Annotated in this window: 23 protein-coding genes; 10 read left to right on the top strand and 13 right to left on the bottom strand. The window is 38.7% G+C overall.

Features of this window, described 5'->3' with window-relative positions:
- Positions 1 to 59: 59 nt before the first annotated feature.
- From V6R21_RS14415 to tilS, 11 genes are all read right to left on the bottom strand, one after another.
- Positions 60 to 3,809 (bottom strand): HAMP domain-containing sensor histidine kinase, encoded by a 3,750-nt coding sequence (locus V6R21_RS14415; RefSeq protein ID WP_334244327.1) that lies wholly within the window; start codon positions 3,807 to 3,809, stop codon positions 60 to 62.
- A 109-nt stretch (positions 3,810 to 3,918) separates the two neighbouring features.
- Positions 3,919 to 4,197 (bottom strand): hypothetical protein, encoded by a 279-nt coding sequence (locus V6R21_RS14410; protein ID WP_334244326.1) that lies wholly within the window; start codon positions 4,195 to 4,197, stop codon positions 3,919 to 3,921.
- Between the two features lie 47 nt (positions 4,198 to 4,244).
- Complete coding sequence (locus V6R21_RS14405; protein WP_334244325.1) at positions 4,245 to 4,829, bottom strand: DUF420 domain-containing protein; 585 nt, start codon at positions 4,827 to 4,829, stop codon at positions 4,245 to 4,247.
- Between the two features lie 80 nt (positions 4,830 to 4,909).
- Positions 4,910 to 5,584, bottom strand: coding sequence for an SCO family protein (locus tag V6R21_RS14400; protein ID WP_334244324.1), 675 nt, complete (start codon positions 5,582 to 5,584; stop codon positions 4,910 to 4,912).
- A gap of 213 nt (positions 5,585 to 5,797) precedes the next feature.
- Positions 5,798 to 6,142, bottom strand: a complete 345-nt coding sequence (locus V6R21_RS14395; protein ID WP_334244323.1) for a cytochrome C oxidase subunit IV family protein — start codon at positions 6,140 to 6,142, stop codon at positions 5,798 to 5,800.
- Between the two features lie 94 nt (positions 6,143 to 6,236).
- The gene (locus tag V6R21_RS14390) at positions 6,237 to 6,995 is read right to left on the bottom strand and encodes a cytochrome c oxidase subunit 3 (protein ID WP_334244322.1); all 759 of its coding nucleotides are present in this window, start codon (positions 6,993 to 6,995) and stop codon (positions 6,237 to 6,239) included.
- A gap of 335 nt (positions 6,996 to 7,330) precedes the next feature.
- Complete coding sequence (locus tag V6R21_RS14385; protein WP_334244321.1) at positions 7,331 to 7,909, bottom strand: cytochrome c oxidase subunit 3; 579 nt, start codon at positions 7,907 to 7,909, stop codon at positions 7,331 to 7,333.
- 39 nt (positions 7,910 to 7,948) lie between these two features.
- Positions 7,949 to 8,848 carry a heme o synthase gene (gene cyoE, locus V6R21_RS14380; RefSeq protein ID WP_408613006.1) on the bottom strand — a complete coding sequence of 300 codons (900 nt, stop codon included), beginning with the start codon at positions 8,846 to 8,848 and terminating at the stop codon, positions 7,949 to 7,951.
- A 61-nt stretch (positions 8,849 to 8,909) separates the two neighbouring features.
- Positions 8,910 to 9,935 (bottom strand): COX15/CtaA family protein, encoded by a 1,026-nt coding sequence (locus tag V6R21_RS14375; protein ID WP_334244319.1) that lies wholly within the window; start codon positions 9,933 to 9,935, stop codon positions 8,910 to 8,912.
- A gap of 173 nt (positions 9,936 to 10,108) precedes the next feature.
- The gene (locus tag V6R21_RS14370; RefSeq protein ID WP_334244318.1) at positions 10,109 to 10,633 is read right to left on the bottom strand and encodes a Crp/Fnr family transcriptional regulator; all 525 of its coding nucleotides are present in this window, start codon (positions 10,631 to 10,633) and stop codon (positions 10,109 to 10,111) included.
- 80 nt (positions 10,634 to 10,713) lie between these two features.
- Positions 10,714 to 12,045 (bottom strand): tRNA lysidine(34) synthetase TilS, encoded by a 1,332-nt coding sequence (gene tilS / locus V6R21_RS14365; RefSeq protein ID WP_334244317.1) that lies wholly within the window; start codon positions 12,043 to 12,045, stop codon positions 10,714 to 10,716.
- 300 nt (positions 12,046 to 12,345) lie between these two features.
- Between tilS and V6R21_RS14360 the strand changes: the two genes are divergently transcribed.
- From V6R21_RS14360 to V6R21_RS14325, 8 genes are all read left to right on the top strand, one after another.
- A complete protein-coding gene (locus tag V6R21_RS14360; RefSeq protein ID WP_334244316.1) occupies positions 12,346 to 13,944 on the top strand; it encodes an OstA-like protein in 1,599 nt (532 codons plus the stop codon).
- Positions 13,945 to 14,528: 584 nt separating this feature from the next.
- Entirely contained in the window at positions 14,529 to 14,879 is a 351-nt protein-coding gene (locus V6R21_RS14355) for a hypothetical protein (protein ID WP_334244315.1), read from the top strand.
- A gap of 294 nt (positions 14,880 to 15,173) precedes the next feature.
- Positions 15,174 to 16,049: a cell division protein FtsX gene (locus tag V6R21_RS14350; RefSeq protein ID WP_334244314.1), complete on the top strand. Its 876-nt coding sequence runs from the start codon at positions 15,174 to 15,176 to the stop codon at positions 16,047 to 16,049.
- A 78-nt stretch (positions 16,050 to 16,127) separates the two neighbouring features.
- Positions 16,128 to 16,358 (top strand): DUF3098 domain-containing protein, encoded by a 231-nt coding sequence (locus V6R21_RS14345; RefSeq protein ID WP_334244313.1) that lies wholly within the window; start codon positions 16,128 to 16,130, stop codon positions 16,356 to 16,358.
- Positions 16,359 to 16,474: 116 nt separating this feature from the next.
- On the top strand, positions 16,475 to 17,272 hold the full coding sequence (locus V6R21_RS14340; RefSeq protein ID WP_334244312.1) for an undecaprenyl-diphosphate phosphatase: 798 nt from the start codon (positions 16,475 to 16,477) through the stop codon (positions 17,270 to 17,272).
- Positions 17,273 to 17,322: 50 nt separating this feature from the next.
- Positions 17,323 to 18,015: a tRNA pseudouridine(55) synthase TruB gene (gene truB, locus V6R21_RS14335; RefSeq protein ID WP_334244311.1), complete on the top strand. Its 693-nt coding sequence runs from the start codon at positions 17,323 to 17,325 to the stop codon at positions 18,013 to 18,015.
- 51 nt (positions 18,016 to 18,066) lie between these two features.
- Positions 18,067 to 18,996, top strand: a complete 930-nt coding sequence (locus tag V6R21_RS14330) for a bifunctional riboflavin kinase/FAD synthetase (protein WP_334244310.1) — start codon at positions 18,067 to 18,069, stop codon at positions 18,994 to 18,996.
- A gap of 188 nt (positions 18,997 to 19,184) precedes the next feature.
- Positions 19,185 to 20,024 (top strand): serine O-acetyltransferase, encoded by an 840-nt coding sequence (locus V6R21_RS14325; protein WP_334244309.1) that lies wholly within the window; start codon positions 19,185 to 19,187, stop codon positions 20,022 to 20,024.
- A 75-nt stretch (positions 20,025 to 20,099) separates the two neighbouring features.
- Here the strand turns inward: V6R21_RS14325 and V6R21_RS14320 are convergent, their stop codons facing one another.
- On the bottom strand, positions 20,100 to 21,131 hold the full coding sequence (locus tag V6R21_RS14320; protein WP_334244308.1) for an ATP-binding protein: 1,032 nt from the start codon (positions 21,129 to 21,131) through the stop codon (positions 20,100 to 20,102).
- A gap of 476 nt (positions 21,132 to 21,607) precedes the next feature.
- Between V6R21_RS14320 and trhO the strand changes: the two genes are divergently transcribed.
- The gene (trhO, locus tag V6R21_RS14315; protein WP_334244307.1) at positions 21,608 to 22,597 is read left to right on the top strand and encodes an oxygen-dependent tRNA uridine(34) hydroxylase TrhO; all 990 of its coding nucleotides are present in this window, start codon (positions 21,608 to 21,610) and stop codon (positions 22,595 to 22,597) included.
- Positions 22,598 to 22,686: 89 nt separating this feature from the next.
- On the opposite strand, the gene V6R21_RS14310 is transcribed toward trhO, so the two are convergent.
- A complete protein-coding gene (locus V6R21_RS14310) occupies positions 22,687 to 23,667 on the bottom strand; it encodes a VWA domain-containing protein (protein WP_334244306.1) in 981 nt (326 codons plus the stop codon).
- Between the two features lie 349 nt (positions 23,668 to 24,016).
- Between V6R21_RS14310 and V6R21_RS14305 the strand changes: the two genes are divergently transcribed.
- Positions 24,017 to 24,550: a hypothetical protein gene (locus V6R21_RS14305; protein ID WP_334244305.1), complete on the top strand. Its 534-nt coding sequence runs from the start codon at positions 24,017 to 24,019 to the stop codon at positions 24,548 to 24,550.
- Positions 24,551 to 24,747: the final 197 nt, after the last annotated feature.

The following is a 24,747-nucleotide window of genomic DNA, read 5'->3' as shown; positions in this document are numbered from 1 at the left end:
AGCGACTGCATAATCAATATTATACAGTCGCTTTTATATTTAATTTCAATTCTCTTCTATTATTTTTTCAAAGATGGATACGTTTGACCTACATTGGCTTCAATAATTTCTACTAAAGGCATTTCCACAAAGAATGAGGTTCCTTTTCCATCTTCTGTTTCAAACCAAATACTACCACCCGTATGTTCAATACCTCTTTTAGAGAGAGCTAATCCAACACCAGATCCAGTAGTTTTAGTTGTGAAGTTTGGTGTAAATACCTTCGGTTGAATATTTTCTGGAATTCCCTGACCATTATCCTTAAACTCAATCACTACCTTATTCGCTGCATTTACCCTAAGTGAAACGACTATATGAGGGTACACTCCTTCTTCAACAGCCTGAATACCATTCAGAATTAGGTTGGTAAACACACGCCCCATCAATTTTTCATCTCCTAGTACAAGATACTTTCCTTCAGGAATAATTTCATCAATGCTGGCATCCTCCTGAGAGCGGTGTAGTGTAACTGCTTGTTTCAATACTCTTGAGATTTCAAACACTTCTTCTTTTGGAAGCGGCATCTGTGCAAAAGCTGAGAAAGAAGTAGCAATATCACTTAAAGTATCTATCTGAGTAAGCATCATATTCAACGCCCTATCTATTCGATGATCTTCCTGTGTATTGATTACCCGCTGCAACTGCTGAATAGTCAAACGCATAGGTGTCAATGGGTTCTTGATTTCATGTGCTACCTGTTTAGCCATCTCTCTCCAAGCAGACTCCTTTTCACTTCTTGAGAGTGCTTTCTTACTATCTTCGAGATTGTTCAGCATTCGGTTATACTCTCCAATCAGCAATCCAAACTCATCCCTCGCATGGTATTCTAGAGGCTCATTTTGCGCACTGAAGGTTGTATTACTAAGCTTCTGCCTTATCAACTTCAACGGTTTCAACAGGGAATATGAAGTCATAAACGATAATGGAAGCAGTAGCATCAACACAACTGAGAACACTTCCATCACTGTTGCCAGTACCTCTATCACCTGCCTATCAAGATTATATGCAGACCTGAAGAATGGTATACTGAAAAACCCTTGCAACTCGCCTGTATTCAAGGCTTTGATACCAACATAAACTGTATTGTAATCCAATGAACCTACTGACTCGAACAGCATCAATTTATCCAGCTTATCTTCCGCAATACCTGCATAAGCCTCAGGGTTGATATTGACAGACAACAACCCGACTTCAAATAGGTAATCATCGCTTGAAGCAACCAACTTACCACTTCTATCATAGAAGTGAATATCCGATTGTACAACACCTGACAAGTCATAAATTTTCTCCTTCAGCTTATCTGCTTGGATATCTCCTCTATTATAATTGAGAACATCATTAAAAAGATAAGTTGCCACACTTTGGGCTTTATCAATATAAGTATCCTTGAGTTCCTGACTATTTTGCGAACTCATTACAGTCATAACTACAATACCTACAATGATAATTGGGACAAAGAATGCCACGTTCAGGTAAAGTTGAATCTTTGTCGAGAAATTCACCTGATAATCTCTTGGCTTTGACATGTAATTGTAAGCTGAAAGTGCTGTCAACAGGACAAACACCAGCAAGAGATATTGGAAAGAGAAAATGGCATACAGATCTCTGAATGAGTAATCTGCGACAGAAACAACAATATTCTTATCAATACCATCAGGTATCCTCAAATGGCTATGATTTTCTGCACTTGTCTCCCTTCTCATCAAATGAGGTAAGTCCTTATAGCGGAAGGAGTTCAAGAAATCATTGGAGTACTTAAAGTCACCAAAGCTATATACCAGTTCATTCTTGTAGTAAATAGCGTAACTGTAGTCATTTTGCCAAGCCCTGAAATGACCATTCTTGATAAAGAAGTGATGCGCATTACTGAAGCTGAACCTTTTTGCTTTCATCTTAAGTAATACATAACCGACGATTCGGTCACTGTTTTGCTGCTCAATAGGAACTGCACAGATGTAACTACGTGTACCTGTATTAGGGTCATTCAGTGCAAATACATACTTTCTGATTTTTTCAGATTGGGAGTTCATAAACGGGCGAACTTCCTGATTCAGTGTTTTCTTTCCGTTCAATGGTTTCCCAATGCCATCAAAGAATGAAACTGTTATATCATACTTCTCAAAGTAATTATTCAAATACAGACGTTGCAGGAATCTGTCTTTCTCCCAATATTCAGACCTATGCTCTCTTATAATTTCAGGCAACTCATTATCATTGCGCAATTCAGTCACAATCTCACCAAGGTAAGATTCCAACATATCCTCATTATTAAGCAACCCCGCTGCAAACTGCCTCATATTATAAACAGAACTCTTCTTACTGTATTCATATGCCGCATATGTCCCCAAAACGGACATCGCCAATGCACAACTTACCACATATAAGAATGCTGTATAATGACCTAAAAGGAACCGTCGAGGCAACCCTAACAATGCGATGGAAGTAAAGTAAACTGCGTTGACATTGAAGATGGTCATACTGACATTATCCTGAAACACCACCGTCATAAAGAAGAGCAATGTACTCACTGCCATTGTGATCATCATGGATGAAACTGGCAGCATTTTCAGGATTAGCTTTGCTCCAACATGACAAGTCCAGAAGTAAACCGCAGCACAACAGATTAACAGGCATACCCCCAATGTAAAGGATGGCATGTTCTGAAAACTGTCAAATATGGCAACAGAAGTATTGGCCTGCTTGAAAAAATGTTGTAACACATCCACCAAGTAATAGCTGATACAGTAAGTCAAGAAAGTTATTATCCCCCCTAGTATCTGCTTCTTCATGAGTGGCATCGAAAACACCTCTCTTAGTGGCACCAAAAAGCTGAATGTCTTTGATATATAGATCAGCAGCAAAAGGATCGCTACAGCATTCAGAACAGTTCCAAATTGTGTTTTGCTGAATGTGACAAAGTTGAAATCATGCGGTCTGAACATCTCATATGGAAACAGGTCATACATAAAATTGTAAGACTCCATCACCAACCTGATTAGCAAGGCTGTTACAGTTAGTACCAGCAAGCCTGTCACAACCTTCTCTGCCCTAACTAACTTCCTCAACAAAAGAAAGAAACCACAAGAGAATGAGACCAGTGATATAGACAAACATAGTAAGGCAAACCAACGGATTTCCTTGATAGCAACAGCATCAGAAGCCACCTCAAGAGTAAACAAGTATGCACCACTTCTATTCGTTATCTTCTCTCCTCTGTCATAGTTTCTATCTACCCTGATCTGGATATTATCAGTCTCAGGAAACACCTTCATATCTCCTCCCTTCGGCAGGTAAGAGTTTTCTAAGTGGTAATCAAAAAAGATAGGCTTAACGGCTACAATTTCGTAGTCCTGATTGTAAAAAACGATATTCGACTTCCTGACAAAATAAACTGACTTTCCTTTCTGCAAGCAACGTTCAAGGTAATAACCTTTAAAATCCTCATAGGTCAAGTCCAAACGGTTATCAGACCAATAGATCAGTTCCTTCTTATCATTGTAGATAAAGTAAACCAAGGAAACCTCTTCCCCACCTACTTGCAGAAGGTTTGAAAAATTAAACCCTCCATCAGATTTGATCTGTTGCTTCAGATTATAAATTCCTACCTGAGCTGTATTGGAAAGTTGAGTCATTCCATTTTGCACACCATGAACGTACGCATCTTCATCATGCTGCTGCTGAAAAAGTCCAACTCCGGCCACTGCCAGCAACAACATACATACAGATATTGTCAGGTATACAAAAGGGTTTCTGTTCAATCTCACATTCATTGTCTATCTCGACTTTTTCTTACATCAGCAACTATTGTACGAAAAAAGCCGGAAAAAAGTAAAATTCTTTCCGGCCTCTCCAGACCTAGCCACCATAACTAATCTCTTACTAACGGATACCGCTAAGAGCCTGATCTATTTGCCTTCTGTTTGCAGCTTGCTTTTGGCTGTTTTTGTACCAGAAGTACCCCACCAAAGCAATCAGTATATAAGGCAATATCATCAGATAAAGTATTCCTGTATTTAGGCCTGCTCCAATAGAGCTTTCTCCTGTACTGATATTATTCTCAACCGTTGCACGACACATAGCACATTGGGCCATAGCCTGCTGTGAGAATGCCACAACGAATAACAGTACAACTGCGATATATTTATAGATTAACTTCATAACTGTATTTAGCTGGTGAAATTAGGAAAAATTTTGCTGATGAAACCTTACACGTAAAACTGTCTGATCATCATGTAAACAACTACACCTGTAACTGCTACATACGTCCACACAGGCCAAGTCCACTTCACAATCTTTTTGTGCTTTAGCCATTGCTTTGTCCATGCAAAGTACAAAGCCAGCAGTACAAGAGGAACTACAATGGCAGACAAGACAATGTGTGTAAGCAATACCACTAAGTAAATGGTACGAGAAACACCTGCATTTGCCTTCTCTATATCTGTAACAACACCATCTCCATCATAATCACCAAAGTAGGTTGGAGTACCTTGAAAATGGTAAACTACATAAGATACCAAAAAGATTGAACCCAATACAAAAGCAGCCATCATCAAAGTTCTGTGCAGGTCCTGATTCCCTTGTTTGATAGCTATAAAACCTGCAATCAAACAAGCAGCACAAGCTGAGTTCATCACAGCATTCAAATGTGGCAAAAATGATACATCAAGATCGCCCAGTTTCCCTGTTTGCGGAATAAAAAGCAAAATTGCGACCACAACAGGAATAGCCACTGACAAGACCCCAATTAGGGTAAGGTACTTTTTCTCTTGAGATTTGGTAATCGTGTTCATCGTTTAGAATATTGTTTATGCCGTATATAGGCGCTTATCTTTCAGTTGAAAATAGACTGTCAGCCAAAAATGTTTTTGGCTTACTCATATTCCTGCATCAACAGGTTGATCTCAGTAATCAATCTGTCTACATCATCACGGTCAGTTCCGCTGTAAAAACCTCTGATACGGTTTTCCTTATCCACAAGGATTAACTTATCACTATGAATAAAATCATCCGGATTATTCTCTTCAGGTTTTGCAGTCACAAAATAACCACATCTCGCCTGCTCGTAAATAGCTTCTTTAGGTCCTGTCACAAAGTTCCACATATTCGTATCAGCCCCATAGCTTTTCGCATACTCCTTCAATACTTTTGGTGTATCGTGCTCTGGGTTTACTGTATGTGAAAGAATTTTCACATCAGGATTGTCCTTGTATTTTTCCTGAACCCTCAACAATTCAGAAGTCATTACTATACAGATATCCGGACAAGTAGCAAAAAAGAAATCTGCTACATAGATCTTCCCTTCATAATCTTTATTGGTAATTACCTTTCCATCCTGATTGGTAAAACTGAAGTCAGGAATTCTGTGTACACCATCCACTTCGTTTGACTCACAGTTTACAGCCTTCATGCTGTAGACTTTCAATTCAGCCGGATTGATCATGTTCAGTGCATACTTGTTTTCTCCAAACAATTTCAGGAAACCAAAAATCAGTACCGGTGCTAATAGAAGTATGGCTAATAAGAGTATTTGAGTACCTCTCTTCATATGTGAATAAGCTTAGTTTATTATGATGATTACAGTTGGCAAAGTAAGATCTTCTCTTAGTGCCTATAGCTATAACCAGTTGAAAAAACTTGTGTTTGTTTGTCTGCCACAAAACCAAGTTCCTATAAAAAAGAAAATGGTTTAGTAACCAAGCGCTGCAAAGTTACTAAACCATTTTTATTATCTACCAACAGAATTGGAGAATTGCCTGTGTTATTTCATCACCTGCATGATCATTTCTGTAATAGCGCTACCTTCTTTTGACAGCGCCACCAACAACCAAACAAGGAATGCAAGTGGAAGCAATACTGACCAGATCAGTGACTTCATCTCATGCTTAAGGTGCATAAACTCCGCCACAATGTAGAATGCCTTTACAAGCGTCAGTAAAACGAACAATACGTTCAGGATACTTCTGTCAATGCTTTCAGGCCACATAAATGCCAAAGCAAATTCGATACCTGTAATAATTGCCAGAATGCCTGCAACTTTCCAGATATGCAATACATTTTTTTTCTTCAACTCCTCAGGAGATAGCGTAGTATCGTAATTAGCCATTTCGGTTCTTGTTTTGCAGATTAACAAATATGCTTATATCAAGGAGTGAGCAATTATTGTTAAAATTACTCACTCCTTATCGACAAAGTCTTGATTATACCAGATAGAAGAATGTAAATACAAATACCCACACCAAGTCTACAAAGTGCCAGTACAGACCTACTTTTTCTACCATCTCGTAATGTCCTCTTCTTTCGTAAGTACCTACAACTGCATTGTAGAAGATTACGATATTCAGGATTACACCACTAAATACGTGCATACCGTGGAAACCTGTAATGAAGAAGAAGAAATCTGCAAACAGCTGAGGGCCGTATTGGTTCTCGAACAGGTTCGCACCCACAATCTTCAGACCGTCTCTCATCACACCGCTATCAGAACCAGTGATAAAGTGAGACCACTCCCAAGCCTGACAGCTCAAGAAAGTAATACCACCGATGACAGTCCAAAGCATCCACTTCTCTACTTCCTTCTGTGACTTTCTCTGACCAGCTTCTACAGCCAATACCATTGTCACACTACTCAGGATTAGAATGAATGTCATCAAGCCAACAAAAACCAATGGCATATCAACTCCGTGAAGGAAAGGGAAAGCATTGAACACTTTCTCAGGAATTGGCCAATAAAGATTGTCAGTACTTGTTGCAAATTCGAAGGCGCTGTAAGCTCCCTCATAAGCTGGGTGCATGAATCTTACCACACCGTAGCTAATCAAAAACGCCGAAAATGTGAAGGCATCAGAAACTAAGAAAAACCACATCATTAGTTTTCCGTAGCTTGCCTTCATCGGCTCCACGCCCCCATCCCAGATACTTTTTTTAGGAGTCTTTGTAAGTGTCGCTGTTGATGACATACCAAAAAGTAGTTTAAAATTATTGAGATTACTTTTTAACGATTTACTTTCAAAAGGATACTTGTAATACTTACGTAACAGTATAACCAAGCACAAAAAAACGTGTGTTTTTGGATTAAATCAACATTTCTTGGTGATTTTTATCACGCTTGGCAAATAAAGATCCTTTTTTACACTGATTATTAATCAGTTATTAGATTATTTTTTATTCATAAATGAAACCGAACCTTTACCCTAACACTATTCATTCGCTTCACCTATGGAAGTTTCAATGGAAGATTGTCTGCTTTTGCACGGTGTCATAAGAAAGCATTGCATCAGGATTCCCTATGCCATTATCTATTTAATAACATAAACAGGAACAAATACACCCACAAGCCATCCAGAAAATGCCAATACGTTGCACACATCTCTATTCTAGCCATATTTCTTGAGTGTACCTTCATGCTGATCGCAGAGTACAACGTAACAAGCAAGTAAATCACTGCACTGATTACGTGAATTGCATGCAGCCCTGTAAGTACATACACAAATGAGTTGGATGGATTCGAGAATGAGAAATAAACGTTGATGTCTACCAACTCACCCCATCCTAAAAACTGAAGCACCAAAAATGCAGCACCAAGTACTGTGGTTACCACCATTGCCAACTTCAATTTAGCAAAGTTGTCTTTTCTTGCCTCCATCACAGCCCAATGCATCGTCACACTGCTCAGGATAATCACTGCAGTGCTCACATACAATATGTTAGGCAACTCAAAAACATCCCAGTTACCTTCAGCCTGCCTTACAATGTAGGCACTTGTGAAACCGCCGAACATCATCACCACACTGACGATGAATATCCACAACGCAAACTTCTGCGGGTGCATTTTCAGCGTGTTCTCCGGTTTTTCAATACTTGTGTTGTCCATTTTATTTACCCTTATAACAATTTGGTTATTAAAATTATCTTAAATCTTATCCACCAAGAAGGCGATCATCACCACAGGCAGATAGATAATCGAAGCAAACATAATTCTCAGGGCAGCTTTGTCCGAACGGTCTTTCAGAAGTCCATAAGCCTGCCAAAGTATTCCTAGAGCAGCCAAAATTGCTACAAATGCCGATGCAATCCCTGTAATACCATACTGAGCAGGCATTACTCCAAGCGGCAAAAGAATAAGTGTATAGATGATAATCTGAATTACTGTAGTCTCATTTTTCTCCTTGTAAGGAAGCATCTTGAAACCTGCCTTTCTGTATTCCGTGTCCCCTATCCATGCGATTGCCCAGAAGTGAGGGAACTGCCAGAAAAACTGAATTCCAAACAGGATTAATGCTTCTGTCGAAACCTCTCCTGTCATAGCTGCCCAACCAATCATTGGAGGAAATGCACCAGGAAAAGCTCCGATAAGTACAGAAATTGGAGAAATCTGCTTCATTGGTGTGTATACAAATGCATACAGCAACAATGAAAGCAATGAAAGCCAAGCGGCAATCCCGTTGACAAAGAACCAAAGTATAAATGTCCCGACTACAGACATTATCAATGTAAAAATGATCGCTTCATTTACTGTAAGCGCTCCAGAAGGTAGCGGGCGGTTACAGGTTCTCTTCATTTTTTTGTCCAGCTCTTTCTCGATAATCTGGTTTATCGTATTGGCAGCACTAGTGATCATAAAGCTACCTACAACTAATGAAAGTAACTTACCCCACTCAATATCACCTTTGCTTGCCAACAAGAAACCAAAAGCCCCTGAAAACACGACTAGCCAAGTCAATCTTGGCTTAGCCAGTTCCCAATAAAGCTTGGGTTTGCTAGCTTTTGGTGCTACTATTTTATCTTGCTCAATTGTTAATGTCTCTTTCACCATCTCAAGTTATATTCTTCAAGGTCAAAATAGGAACAGGTAACTGCCCTTTTTTTTGTCACTAGCTATGAAGCTTTGCTGCCTTTCTTTCTGATTCAACATTTTGTTTAACTACACTTTCATAGTTAACCAACAGCACCATATAGAACTGCAAACCAAACAGCAATGAGCTCAACAATAGATGTACAGGCTGTAAGAATGCCGGAATAGCAAAATAAGCCATGATAACTCCAGTCATGATCTCCATGCCCAAAAGTCCTACCAGCACATAACTCCACATTTGCATCTTCACTTTCTGAGATCCTTTGACACTACTGAAAAACAGTTTTGCCAAGTATACATTACCCAAAAGCACGATGATTGAGAATGTACGGTGGATATAGAAATAAAGCCCTACTTCTCCTACCCATAACTGACGGGTTTCTCCTCCGTAAGAGGCTGCAATATGGTCGATAGCTTCACGCACCTGCGTACCAAACACCAGTTGCAGCAAGGAAAGTCCTACACATATCCCTAGCCATAGGTTCAGTTTCTTTTTGTCACTGAATGCAGGAATATCCAAAACACCTTTATAAGACCTTGCCACTGCAAAAATCAATGTACCTACTACCATCAGTGCCATTATCATATGCAAAGTGATGGTAACAGGTTTCAGGTTCGTTGCGACAACAACAGAACCCAACCATCCATTGAAACCAACAAGAATAAAGGCTAGGAATGAAAGCCACACAACTACCCTGTCGGTTTTCCAATAAGATTTTGATAAAATTAGTGTAGTAAGAATCAGGAAGCCTATCACGACACCAACCAGGCGGTTGACATATTCGATCCAAGTATGTACAGCTGAAAAATCCGCTATCTGCTTACCTTGAATCGCATAGATAGTTTTATAATCTTCAGGAAGCTGGCTTACATCTGTAGGAGGAACCCATTGACCAAAACATTTTGGCCAGTCAGGGCAACCAAGTCCGGCACCTGTACTTCTCACAATGCCACCTACAAGTACCAGAAAGAATACCGCAGCAATCGTGATAACGCCAAATTTACGGAACCAATGACCCTGCGAATTATTTTGACTGATTTTCATAACTATTTGTAAAATTTCGTGCAAAGATAGCTACCTTCTCCTTAATATGCGAGTAAATAAAGGCAAAAAAGCCTTTTGCCTTTTCCCATCAACACATTGAAGTATAACTAGGTTATCAAAACTGACAACACTGGTGCACAATAAATTACAAGTAGTTTTCTCAAAAGAATGGACTAACTCCCTTCAGAAAAAGTTCTTCCCAAATCAAAAAATCCAAAAGATTCCTTATACACTCGAAACAGATTCACCATATAACGATCATAGTACTCAGCCATAGCCGTCATAAGTTTGGCTTTAATGTTTGGGCTTGCTTCAAATATTTCCTGAATATTCGTGGTGGGAATCACATACAAATCGCACCTGTCGGAGAAGCAAATCGCATTGTAGGTTCTCTTTCGGTTTTCCAAAAATGCATTTACGCCAAAAGCCTCCGTCTGCCTCATATGAGTCAGCTCTTCAAACTTATCTTCGATATCGATATTCAGCGTCACAATTCCTTTACTAATCAGGTAAATGGCTTGACTTGGGTCATCTCTAAAGAAAATCACCTCTCCTTTCTCATAATGCCTCATATGCATAAATGGAAGGAACTCCGCCATCTCATCCTCATTGAGAGAATTAAAAAAAGTATTCTGCTTCAGAAATCTGAAAATTCGCTTATCCTCAACAGAGTATGTCTTCTTGAATGGATTAAACATCTTCAATTTTGTAATCGGTATATAGTTGGTTATTGTTAGTTTAAGGATTTATTTATTACACATCAAAATAGTCATTTTGATTAGCTCAGTTCTACTCTTAATACATTTTTGGTCTTACTATTTAACTTAAAACGGTCATCAATACGGTACCCTATTACCCACACAATTTCATTTCCAGACAACATCACCTGTACTTTTTCCTTAATCGGAAGAGGTAATTTCAAGTCTTTAAGAAAATCACTGACCTTCCTTTTACCTTTCATCCCTATTGGGCGGAACTTGTCTCCTTCTTGCCAATTTCTCACTTGCAATGGGAAAATCAATTTTTCTAGATTCAAAGCAGCAATCTTTGGACTTATTTCCAAATGATAATGCTCGCTTTCAAATACTTTCAAATTCAATTTACCGTAGGATAGCTGAATCTCTTCAAAATCCTCCGTAATTTCAGTTACTGTATTATCAGTATCGCTATTTTCATATCTTTTTTCAATCACCAACTTTCCTCTATCTGTAAAAAGCTGATACGCTTTAGACACTAGTTTCCTTCCTGCACCGTACCCTAAACGTTCAAATAGCTGCTCTACTTGATCATAATGAAATCCAAAAGGTTTCAAAAGATAGTACAATTTTATGAAAGGGTTTTGCTCTTCCAACAACAACCCCAAATCTAGATAAGTCAATCCCTCCTCTACATACATCACCTTCTCTTGAAGGATTTCCAGATCTGCAAAAAATGCCTTTTCTACCTGAGAAACTCTCTCTACAGTTTTGCCTACCCCTTCTTCAAGCGTCGGGTTGATTTGCCTCAGCAATGGCACAACCTGATTCCGAATCAGGTTACGGGCATACTTATCTTCAGCATTCGACGCATCTTCCCGCCAACTCAGTTCGTTTAGTTCAGCAAATTCAAGAATGGCTTTTTTTTCTGCAAAAAGCATCGGCCTAACTGTTGTCCCTGCTTTAGGAAGAATCCCATGTATCCCTTCAATCCCTGTTCCTTTCACCAGATTGAACAGCACAGTTTCTATAATATCATTCTTATGGTGTGCTGTTAGCAGGTAGTCATAACCATTTTCACTCATCAGCTCCTGAAACCAATCGTACCTAAGGGTTCTTGCCGCCATTTGTGTTGATACGCCATTCTCTTTAGCATATCGTTTTGTGTCAAATTTCACAGTATGGAAAGGTAAATCCCAATTGGCTGCCATTGTTTTCACAAATGACTCATCACCGTCTGATGCTTCTCCCCTTAAACAAAAATTACAATGCGCCATTGCAAACTCAAACCCAGCTCTTTTCAATAAATATGCTAAAACGACAGAGTCTACTCCACCACTGATAGTAAGCAACAGTTTATTGGAACGTTCGAAGAGTTTATGTGAATTAATGTATGTTAAAAATTGGTCAACCATGATAATTTCCTTGTCATTGCTAGTACAAAGGTAAAACAGTACTGCTCTCTATGACAGCTTTATATTGTTTTATCATTAAGGATTTTAAATATTTACACTGTCAAATCAGGTGTTAAATGACAGCAAGAAAAGGATAAAAATCCCTAAAAAATACAAAAACAGCCTATATTTTATCTTTATAGACGTAATTTTACCGTTCGTTTTATCTTTGCTGAGTTAATAGGCAAAACACAAATAGTAACAAACAAGGACTGTCAAGAAAAAACGGTATATCAAATCAATCATTGAATAGCTATGCTAATGAAGACTAAAGCACATATCTTATTAATGATATTATTGACACTGACTACAGCTGGTGCATTTGCACAAAATGGCGATCAGGTTCAGTTCAGTGCTGCAAGAGTAAAGGGTGAGACACAAGGTTCACAGAAATTCAGGGTATTCTATAGTTCTCCTGAGAAAAGAGTAATTATCAAAAAGGGAACTTCAACTGTTTACTGTGACAAAGCAAAAGAAAACACCCAAACAAAATTTGTAACGGCTACAGGTAACGTCATTGTAATTGACAAGAAAACCAAGATCTACGGTGATATGCTAACTTATGACCGTACCAAAGGCGAAATTGTAATCACGGACAATAAGCGTGTAAAGCTAGTGGACGAAGAGGTAACACTTTATACTGACAAGCTTTATTACTACTCCGATACACAAACTGCCAAGTACCTTACTGGCGGTGAAGTTCACAAGGAGAGCATGATCCTGACAAGTAAAAAAGGTTACTTGAAAGATAAGCAGCTGGACTTTGAAGGAAATGTTGTCATTGATGACCCTGAAAAGCACAGACACCTTGAAAGTGAAGCCATCACTTATATGCGTGATACTGAAATTGCCACTTTCAATACAGAAACACATATCACATCTCAAGATGGTGATGTAGTAGCTCAATCAGGTACTTACAACACCAAAACAGGTGATGTGAAGTTTAAAGGTGATGCGGTTGTAGAAAATGATGATTACCTAATCATTGGTGATTTTATTGACACACAAAAGGATACAGGAGACAGCTATGCAAAAGGAAACGTCATTTTCTATAGCAAAACTGACTCTGTAACGATCTATGCCGATGAGCTTTTCCACCAAGGTAATGACACTAGAGCATACGGAAACGCATTGATGAGCCGTCCAATCCAAGGTAACTTTGAAAACATGTTCTACATGGCTGCTGATACATTGCATTCAGTTCATGATAGTACTTCAAAGGAAACTACATTATATGCTTTCCACTCAGTTGAAGTTGAAAACAGAGACCTTCAAGCAAAATGTGACTCATTGGTGTATTTCTACAATGACTCAATGATCTATTTCTATGAAGATCCTGTAATTTGGGCACAAGGGACTCAAATGGTAGGTCGTACCATTAGAGCGATGATGACTTCAAGAGGTATGGAAAAGCTATACCTTGACAAAAACGCCTTTGTGATTTCGGAAGACTCTCTGAAAAACCACAACCAAGTAAAAGGTAGACAGATTGTTGCCAACTTCAAGGATGGTAAAACACTCGATAATGTGAATGTCAATGGCAATGGCCAAAGTATATATTATATACTAGAAGAAGGTCAAATCAAGAATCTGAATATTGTAAAGTGCTCTAAAATGACCATGACATTCGAAGAAAAAGGTAGTTTAAAAGACCTTATTTACAATGACAAAAACGACAGTCAACTATTACCAGCAGGAGATATCAACAAACAAAATAGTCATTTACCTGGATTCAGACTGAGAACAGAAGAACGTCCAGCAAGGGAAGAAATAATCAAAAGGCTTAGGAACAGGAAAAACACTCCTCCTAACCTACCTATTGATCCGAACCTTCGAGCGAAATTAGATATCAATAAGTAAGAATTTTATTGAACTCGCATTCACTACACCCCTTTCAGTACTTTATATTGAAAGGGGTGTTTTTACTTTAGAAAAGTTCTCAATAACACTTTTTTAAGAGGAAGTATTTGGAATAAATAGGAAAAACCTCATAATTGCGTCACGTAAAAATCACACTAATACTTTAATTTGAAATGAAATCGCGTTTCCAACATATTATTGCCACTCCAATGTACCTCAGAGATGAGGCTACTGTCAGCTTAAAAGTTGTACAGGAGAGACCGGCTGTATGGTTGAAAACCGATTTAATCCATACATAGAACTTCGTTCAATAAACAATACATTGACGAAAGCCGGTTCTCTTCAGGAGTAACCGGCTTTTTTCGTTTATATATTTTTCAAATCAATTTCTAAAACAAATTCAAATGCAAGCATCAGTATTTATCGCCTACTACGGAGCAAACGGCGACAGCAAAATAGCAGCTCCCGACAGCTTAACGCTAGAACTAACACCTAACCATAACTATCAACCACCTGGGCATAGCCATCATACGTACCCTTAGACTGGTCAAAGGACTATGCCCTCCAAACCGAAGGAGGACAAAATGAAAAAGACAATAAAAATATTCACACTGTTGTTTTGTATAGCTTTGGCTGTAACAGCCACTGTTTGGCAAGCACTTTTCTTAACCTGGCTCAAAGCGATATTGCCACTTTTGTTTCTGTTACTGTTTTTTGCGGTCATCTTTTTCTTGACTGCAAAAACTAAAAAGAAAACAAAAGACCATTCTAATGAAAACAAGAAAGAAACTACTTCACTGGAAGATGTTTTCAGAAAAGAGATGGATGAATGGAGAAGTCATTCGGGTAATAAAGTAGGCAGTAAACTTATAAGAAGTGAGGCGGGTGAAGAAGCGCTGATAACGGTCACACTTCTGAAAAATGCCATCAGATAAACCTAACAAAACAGTCAACTCTAAATGACTTTGCAAATGTTGAATTTACAAGCTAATAATAAGCCTCTTGTGGCCATTGCTGCAAGGGGCTTTTCATTTCTATCCTGAAAGGAACTAGACTGAATTTTGTAAACAATTACTTATTATTCCCTCCTGCAATCGCCTTTCTCGTTAACACTCTCCGTTCTTTCCTACGCTAATCCCCTATTCCTTCTATGATAAATGCATTTTCGTAGTATCTTTGCAATTGAGTGAAAAAGGCTCACCCAGATCAGAAAACCTTAAAGTGACTAAATGACTTCTTATAACAAGCGAAGAGTTGGTAGTTACCCTTATGCCAATGTGCTGTTCAGTATGACTTGCGCCCTATTTATGATTGGGCTGATCTCCCTGTTTGCTTTTTATGCCAATAAGCTGACTGGCATTATGCAGAATGCTGTTGAAGTACAGGTAGTGCTAAGCAAAGGGCAGGATAAAGAACAGTTGGAAAGTGTAAAAGCCAATTTGACTTCCCTCCCATTTATTGACAAGGAATCAGCTATCAGGTTTGTGTCTAAGGAAGATGCAGCTAAAAGGGTTCTTGAGGAGACTGGTGAAGACTTTATGAATTTGCTGGAAGATAATCCACTTAGAGATATTTTCATAGTCAGGGTAAAGCGGGAGTTTCTTGTAAATGGAAGCCTTAAGCAGGTTGCTGCCGACCTCAGAAAAGTAAAAGGAGTCCACGAGATCATCTATACTCAACAGATTATTCAGGAAATAAACCGAAATGTACAGCGTATTAGCTCCATTCTCGGCCTGATGGCTATTGCTTTTATCATAACATCTGTTGTGTTAATCAATAATGCCATCAAGTTGGCACTTTTCTCGCAGCGATTCCTGATCAGGAGTATGCAGCTTGTTGGGGCCACATCTTTATTTATTGAGAAACCATTCCTGATAAGGTCACTGCTTCAAGGACTGTCTGGAGGACTTATCGCATTTGTGATGCTGATTGGCTTTCAGTATGGCTTAGGGAAAACATGGCCAGAACTCAATGACCTTGTTAACTATCCATTCACCGCTTTGGTAGGTGCTGGACTTATGCTTTCAGGTATCGCAATTGGTTGTTTAAGCGTTCATTTCGCAGTCAACCGCTACCTAAAAATGAAACTGGACGAGCTATATTAATTTCTTAGGCAAGATACCATTACTGCTACTTTGTCTGATAAATGAAAATGGAACTAATAACTGAAAACTTTTTATACAATGAGTGAATCAAAAAAAGACTTGGCTTTCGGTAAAAAGAACTATACCATCATGGTTGCAGGTATAGTAATCATTGCATTAGGCTTTATCTTGATGGGAATGGACAGTACACCTCATGGATTTGGATTCCTTGGACTGACTGCCGGACCAATTACAGTAATGGCAGGTTTTATTCTCGAATTTTACGCCATCTTCAGCAAGAAAGGTGAAACCACAGAAGAAGAATTATAAGTTGCTGCTTTCATTACCTACATGAAATACAGAAACCTTATACAATTATAATCCTTGTGCTGGACGCAGCACATTAACAAACAATCTATCCTACTATTGACTAAATTATTCTTTCAATGGACATTTTTGACGCTATCATCCTAGGTATCATTCAAGGCCTTACTGAATTTTTACCTGTAAGCAGCAGCGGTCACCTTGAGCTGGCTAAAGAAATTTTGGGAGGCAACAGTGTTCCTGAAGAAAGTATGCTTTTTACGGTTGTGCTTCATGCAGCTACAGCATTGAGTACTATTGTTGTTTTCCGTAAAGACATCTTATACATCCTTCAGCAACTGTTCAAGTTTGAGGCTAACGAAGAAACGGCTTTTGTCTTTAAAATCTTGGTTTCGATGTTTCCTGCGGCATTCGTTGGTGTATTCTTCAACGATTACATAGAATTACTCTTCGGCGGACAGGTAATGTTGGTCGGTAGCATGTTGGTTGTTACTTCTGCACTGCTGCTATTGGCTGATAAATCTCAAGTTACCCAAAAGAAAGTGAGTTTTTTCAGTGCGGTAGTGATAGGCGTATCTCAAGCAATTGCCATTTTGCCAGGAATTTCTAGATCTGGAGCAACAATTTCCACTTCAGTATTGTTGGGAATTGACCGAGAAAGAGCTGCTAGGTTTTCATTCTTGATGGTTGTTCCATTGATTATGGGAAAAATGGCTAAAGACATTTTGGATGGAGCACTGACTGCCGAGACTAATGCTACTTTACCAATGGTTGTTGGTTTTGTAGCGGCATTCTTTGCAGGATTGATTGCCTGTAAATGGATGATCTCATTGGTTAAGAACAGTAAGCTTAGCTATTTTGCAGCATATTGTTTTGCCGTAGGCGCAGGGTCTATCATTTATGCAATGATTATCGAATAAGTATAAATTCATGAAGTGACGCATGTTTTGCGATAACACTTCAACCTGTTATGGAGAAAAAGACGAGACTAGAAGATTTTGATTTTGCAGGTGGAGAAGTTCTCCTTTTCGACAAACCTTATAAATGGACTTCCTTTGATGTAGTCAACAAGGTGCGTTATAAAGTAAAAGTCAAAAAAGTGGGTCATGCTGGAACACTGGATCCATTGGCAACAGGATTGCTGATCCTTTGTACAGGTAAAATGACCAAACAAATTCAGTTTATCCAGGCTGAAGAAAAAGAGTATATTGGGCAAATGGTGATCGGTCAAACCACACCTTCGCATGACCTTGAAACAGAAGTGGAAAATGAGCAGGACATTTCACATATTACAGTTGAAAACCTGCATGAATTGCTCCCTAGGTTTACTGGGAAAATTCAGCAAATTCCACCTGCTCATTCTGCCATTAAAGTAAACGGAAAACGTGCTTACAGTGCAGCCAGACAAGGTAAAGAAATCAAGCTCGATCCACGTGAGGTAGAAATCCGTGAGCTTGAGATCATCAATGTAGATTTCCCGAAAGTGGATTTCCGTATGGTTTGCTCAAAAGGCACATACGTCAGAAGCTTTGTCAGGGACTTTGGTGAAGCATTGGGGGCTGGTGCATATATGTCAGCACTGAAACGTACCCGAATCGGAGAATACAAGCTGGAAGATGCCTATCAGCTGGAAGAGTTTATTGATATCATCCAAGAGCAATAATACAAAGGAGTAAAAGAGGCTGAGCCACATTCAATCTCTCTCCTTCACAATATGAAAGTTTACTACTCTATTGAGGAATTCACCGCACTCCCAAAAGCGGTGGTAACAAGCGGAACTTTTGACGGTGTTCATTATGGACATCGCAAAATCATAGAACGGCTAAAGGAAATTGCACGTGTACAGCAAGCGGAAACCGTTATGATTACTTTTTGGCCTCATCCTCGTTTTGTGCTAGCACCCGAAAAAAGCGACTCACTGAAGCTCCTATCAACTCTTGAAGAGAAGATCTCACTGTTGGAAAAACTAGGTATAGATCACCTGATCATCCTAAAGTTTGACAAGCCATTTTCACAGCTTACTTCACTCGAATTTATCGATAAGATTCTGATCAAAGGAATCAACACCACCAAGCTGGTCATCGGATACGATCATCGATTTGGCAGAAACCGTGAGGGTGGCTTTGAGTACCTTAAAGAAAACTCAGGCAAGTTTGGCTTTGAAGTGGAAGAAATCCCAAAACAGGAACTGGAAGAAGTTGCGGTAAGTTCTACAAAGATCAGAGTCGCCCTTGAAGAAGGTGCAGTAGATAAAGCCAATCATTACCTAGAGTATGAATACCCTGTCACAGGAACTGTAACGGATGGTAACAAGCTAGGAAGAACCATTGGATACCCGACAGCTAATATCGCTTTGGAAGAGACTTACAAGTTGATTCCTAAAAATGGCATCTATGCTGTAAGAGTAGAATTTGAAGGCAACACTTATGGGGGCATGCTAAATATTGGCAACAAACCGACCGTAACGGATGGAAGCAAACGCACTATGGAAGTCAATATCTTTGACTTTAACCAATCCATCTATGGTAAAAGTCTCACCATCCGATTTGTCAAACACCTGAGAGATGAACAGAAATTTGAAAGTGTAGAACACCTTGTTGAACAGCTTGATAAAGATAAAGCTGCTGCTCTTCAGGCAATCTGACAACAATAATATAGCAAGAGATAGCATAGCCCTTTCAGGTTCAATACAATAGAACCTGAAAGGGTTTATTTTTAGTCGATACCTCCTTATTTGTAAGGAATTCCTTTATTTTTATCTCAAACCAAATTATTCTAAACAATCCGGCAACAGGAGCTGTTAGCCTATTCCAAACCATTCACAACAGCGTCATGAAGGAGTTCGAAGATATCTACAATCACATTCAGCAAAACCAATGCATGGTCAACATGCCTTCCAAAAAGAAAGCAGAAGAATTTATTGATGAACTCTATAAATTTCTGTTTCCTGTAGTGTCAGGCATGGAACAAGGTAAATATGCAGCAGAAGTAAAGTTTCATCAGCTGAAAGGGCAGTTTCAAGAATTACTGATCCCTATCAGAGTTGAATTTGACATAGATTGTAATGCTATCAGTCAGGCTTTTTTTGAAAACCTTCCGAAAGCCTATACCCTATTGCTGGAGGATGCACAAGCTATCCTGAAAGGAGACCCAGCAGCCAATTACTTGGAAGAAGTAATATTGGCCTACCCAGGCTTCTTTGGTATATATGTATACCGTATAGCACATGAGTTATACCAAATAAAGCTACCTGTAATTCCTAGACTATTCTCTGAATATGCTCATGGTAAAACGGGAATTGACCTGCACCCTGGGGCAAAAATAGGACGTTCCTTCTGCATAGATCACGGTACAGGTATCGTAATCGGTGAGACTACAGAGATCGGCAACAACGTTAAAATCTATCAAGGGGTAACGTTGGGTGCGCTTAGTGTAGACAAGAGCCTTGCTGAAACTAAGCGCCATCCAACCATTAAAGATGATGTTGTCATTTATGCGGGTAGTACTATTTTAGGAGGTAACACTGTTGTTGGACATGGAACCGTAATCGGTGGTAATGTTTGGCTAACGGAAAGTGTCGCCCCTAACTCCATCGTTTATCATACTAGTAAGGTCAAGGTAAGGAACAACAAGAAATCAGAAGCTAACTCACCTATCGATTTCATTATCTGATCAGTGTAAAAAAACAATAAAAAAGCACTTAAGCCTAAAAATGCCTAAGTGCTTTTCTTTTGAAAATTTTGTAAGTCATTTATTGGAAGGAAGAGTAATAACAAATTCGGTTCCTACATTTTCTACACTTCCCATTTCCATTTTGCCACCATGATCTTCTTCGATTACCTTTCTGCTCTCATACAGTCCTTTCTCTCTTTCATTGGAAGCCATTTTACCACTTTCACCTCTCATCACAGATCTTGAAAGTGATTCTGAACAGCCTTCTCCGTTATCAGAAATACTGACCTGCAAATCTCCCATACTCATATAGGAAGAGATGACAATTGTACCCTTATCTTTAATCGAATGTATTGAAAAGTCTAAGATTTGGGCAAAAGCAGCACTCAATTGTTTTGGGTGACAAGAAAGGTCAGGGAGTTTAGCAAAAGATAGTTTAAAAGTAATTTTCTCAGGGTCATAAGTATTTCCAGTAAGTTGTAATGCTCTTTTTACAATGCTTTCAATGGTAGTTGATTGTGTAGCCTCCTTGTTTCCTGCTTCTGTTAATTCGGTCAACTTCCGAAGGTGATTGAGGTCTTCTACAGGTAACAACTCTTCCTCTACCAAGAAGTCCGTCAAATCAGAATGGGCAGAAGTACTTGCAGATTTAAGGCTTTTCAACTTTCCATGAGCAAAGTCCAGTATTTTTTCAGCAGTGCTTTTGATTTGGTTTTCTGAGGCCTTTCGGGTTTCTAACTCTTCTTTCAGTTCCTCAAGATGCTTTTCTAAGTAATGGATACGAGCTCTATACTCAGCCATTTCGGTTCTTTTGGCTTCCAATCGTCTTACGGTGTCGTTTTTCAATGAAAACATTTTACCGAACAACCATACAATAAGGAATATCAAGCCAGCTATGATCCCGCCCATTACATATCGTTCTTGATTGCGAATGGAGAGTAGTTGCTGAAGGTGAGTTATCTCCTGCATCGCTTCTGAATATTTTTCAGAAGCAGCATTAGCCATTTCATTTTGCCGTAATTGCTCAGGAGTTGTCTGTGCAAAAGAGTAAGCAATGCCGAAGCTAACAAGGACGGCAAACAATAGGGTAAAAGTGTTTAAACGCATAAATTCATCTCTGAATTGGTAAACAATAGTAGGTAAAAACTGTGTGTGGTTACACGATTTGGGGACAGATATATTATACAAACTAAAATACCTGTCCTGCTAAATTTAGTACTGAATTCAACGATAGTGAATAACGAAAACCGCTCCTAATAATTAAATAGCCATGTTAAAACCTCATTTGTATCCCAAAATAGATTTCAATTGTTGCTTAGGAACAATTCGCTATTAAACTTAAGCTACTAAAAATCATGAAAATACAATAAATTTCCTCCCATTTTTATAAAACATGCCATGCAACTACAAAGAATCCAAACTGCAAATTCAAACTAAGGTAACCTTAACTTACCTTTGATGAACACAAGGTTACTTTTTCTATTTCAATTTGAAGTATTACCTTTGCACCACTAAAACGAAAGGGTTGATAAAAGTCACCTGTTTCATGTATCAGTTAATCACTTAGCCGGCAACTAAGAAAGATGGAAAACAAGACAATGAAAGATTATTACGTACTGCTGTACTACTGCTTCACACCGATTGAAAATGCAGCAGTTTTTAGAGAAGAGCACCACAGACTGTGTCTGTCATTAAACCTGAGAGGTAGAATCATTATCGCCGAAGAAGGTTTGAATGGTACTGTATCAGGTCTGAAAGCAGACTGTGAGAAATATATGGAGATCGTGAAGGCTGATCCTCGATTTGATGCATTGGAATTCAAAATAGAGGAGCATGAAGGACACGCTTTCCAAAAACTGAATGTACGTTACAAACCTGAAATCGTACATGCTGGTTTGCCTGAAGTAAAACCTTACGAAAAAACAGGTAAACACCTTGAGCCAGACGAGTTCAGAAAACTGAAAGACAGCGATGATGTTGTAATCCTTGACGTTCGTTCAAACTATGAACACAAGATGGGTAAGTTCAAGAATGCTGTTACCTTGGACATTGATAACTTCCGTGAATTCCCTGACAAGATCAAGGACCTAGAGCAATACAAAGGCAAGAAGGTTTTGACTTACTGTACAGGTGGTATCAAGTGCGAAAAAGCATCAGCTTACCTACTTGAAAATGGGTTTGAGGATGTTTATCAGTTACATGGAGGTATTATCAAATACGGCATTGAAGCAGAAGGTGAAGACTTCGAAGGTAAGTGTTATGTATTTGATAACCGGGTAACAGTTGATGTAAACAAAGTAAACCCTTCAGTGGTAAGTGAATGCTATGTATGTGGCACAAAATCTGACCACATGGTAAACTGTGCCAATTCAGTTTGTAACCGCCATGCTCCAATTTGCGAAAGCTGTATGGTTGAGATGGAAGGTACTTGCTCTCATGAGTGTAAAGAGTCTCCAGACAAACGCCCTTACAATATGGAAGGGTACTATGCGAAAGAGCAAAACGGTTACAATCCATATAGAGGTCTTAAAAGAAAAGAAGAGTTGGCTAAAGCACAGCAAAACGCTGAATAAGCAACTATTCAAAATATAGACAGAACAAAGAAGCCCTTCAGAATTACTTCCGAAGGGCTTTCTTTTATTATTTATCCAACAAATAATATTTATTCAAATCCTTCACTATTGAAAGCTGTCTCGATGTAACCTGTTTCTGACTGGTTGCCATTGACTTTCAATTTCAATTCCAATGAGTTTTCACGGCTATCAGGGACTGTAATCGGGCTCTGATAATACAAATAATAAATACTTTTGGAGTAATCTATTATTTGCTGCTGAATACCCACAAACTGCTCTCTCAGTTTTCCTACATTATCAGCAGACAAATAACGATTAGAAGTACCTGCTATTTTTTTCAGGTTATTTACATCAAGATCCTGACTGTTCAAAGCTGCTACATAAACCTCTTTATCTGCGATTTCCTGCAACACATCATTGATTTCGATACCTGGATCTGCATTATGTCTCCCATCAGTGAAAACGATCAGGTTTCTTTTCAGAATTTCAGTAATATCCTGCTTTTCATCCCAAATAAACCTGCTATTATCAGTCAGGTTAATAATCGCTCCATAAAGATTGGTTGAGTTTGTTAACTCCTGTCCATTCAAGATGTTGACCTTTTCTTTCAGTAGCTCCTTGTCATTTGTGAAATCCTGCAATAAGGTCAGCTGCTTATCAAAAGTGTAAATGGCAATTTCCTGATTATCCAATTTCGCATCAATCAAGGCAGAAGAAGCTTCCTTGATCTTGTCAACAAAGGTTTCTACACTGCTTGACATATCCAGCAACAAGACTGTTTTCATCTCGAATGGAATACTGTCAGGCGCAATAGTTGGGCGTCCTTCTGTATCAATTGGATTTCCATTTTCAATGATCGTAAAATCACTTACGGTCAGGTCTGGCTTTCCTCCCCCGTTTTCATCCAAAACCTGAAATAGTATTTTCACTTCTCTTTTCTCAGGCAAAACATCCTGATCAATCAAGGACATTTCATAACGCGGCAAAAAGCCTTTTCCCTCATCATCAGAACAAGAAATCATCAGAAATATTAAAGCCAGGAATAAGGCTGAAGACAAAAGTCTTTTCATGGTGTAATTGGTTTAAATAGTTGTTCTCTTTAGAAAAAATAATGGAGAAATAAGTACTGGTCGCTTTACGGTTATTTCTTTTTGTATGCCTTCAAAGGCTACAAAACCTTGCCAAAAAGCAAGGGTGTTGGCTCCTCCTTCTTGTTGTTGAGACAACTTTACCAAAGAATAAGACAATTTAACATCCTGAATAATTTCTACTTCAGTACTTCTTCTGATCAATTTTCAGCACTATTCCAATGAGTTATAGAACATCGACAACATATTTATTTTTCATAAGAATGCTCTTTTACTATCTGGTGTTTCTCTATTGCAAAGCATCTATTACTAACTACATCCCCTACTCAGTATGCGAATAGTACAATTATTATCTACTCATAAGGTGATTGCAATAGTTATGGCTATATCCTTAACCCGCACAGTAGCCTGCCACTCTGACAAGAAAGAAGATGTAAATGACAGTGGTGAAATTACCATGCAAAAAGACACGGAAATCAAAAGAGGCAGCCCTGAAGAAGCATTGCATAAAGGGAAAGAATTTGCCCCTTGCTTTCCTGAATTTCTGGGTGTCTATGAAATGGCGTTCACAGAGAAAAAAATGGGAGTCGCTGAAGCTATTTTAACCAAGGACAGTGTAGAAATGGCAAAATTCATGGTTTTGGATATTGCCAATGATCCTGATATGATTGCAGATTTTCAACATGCAAAGAAAACCATCAATGAGTGCCCTGTTTTAGATACAGACGATGAGCGAACTGTTATGCTCGTTGGAAACAGGTTTATGATTGAGGTACAATCCCTTAATAAAGAATTTGATCTCAACCATAGAAACGAATGGCTCAGAAGGTTCAAATCAAACCGACTTGCCAAACTAAATTATTAGTAAAAAACCCTAGAGCCTTCACCCTATTTCTTTTGAGAAAAAATCATTTAATATATTATTCCGTTTCCTGTATAGTTAAATTTAAATTTTAAGAATCTGTTAATTGAAAATAATTACACCAAAGAGTCATAGATGAAAAGCTGTCGAATCCCTAAAATGTATTATTATTGCTCTGAATTGCATAATTCGAAGCATAA

The sequence above is a fragment of the Limibacter armeniacum genome (assembly GCF_036880985.1).
Taxonomy (GTDB): Bacteria; Bacteroidota; Bacteroidia; order Cytophagales; family Flammeovirgaceae; genus Limibacter; species Limibacter armeniacum.
The sequence above is the reverse complement of the archived record's forward strand: the minus strand, read 5'-3'. Positions and strand labels throughout refer to the sequence as shown.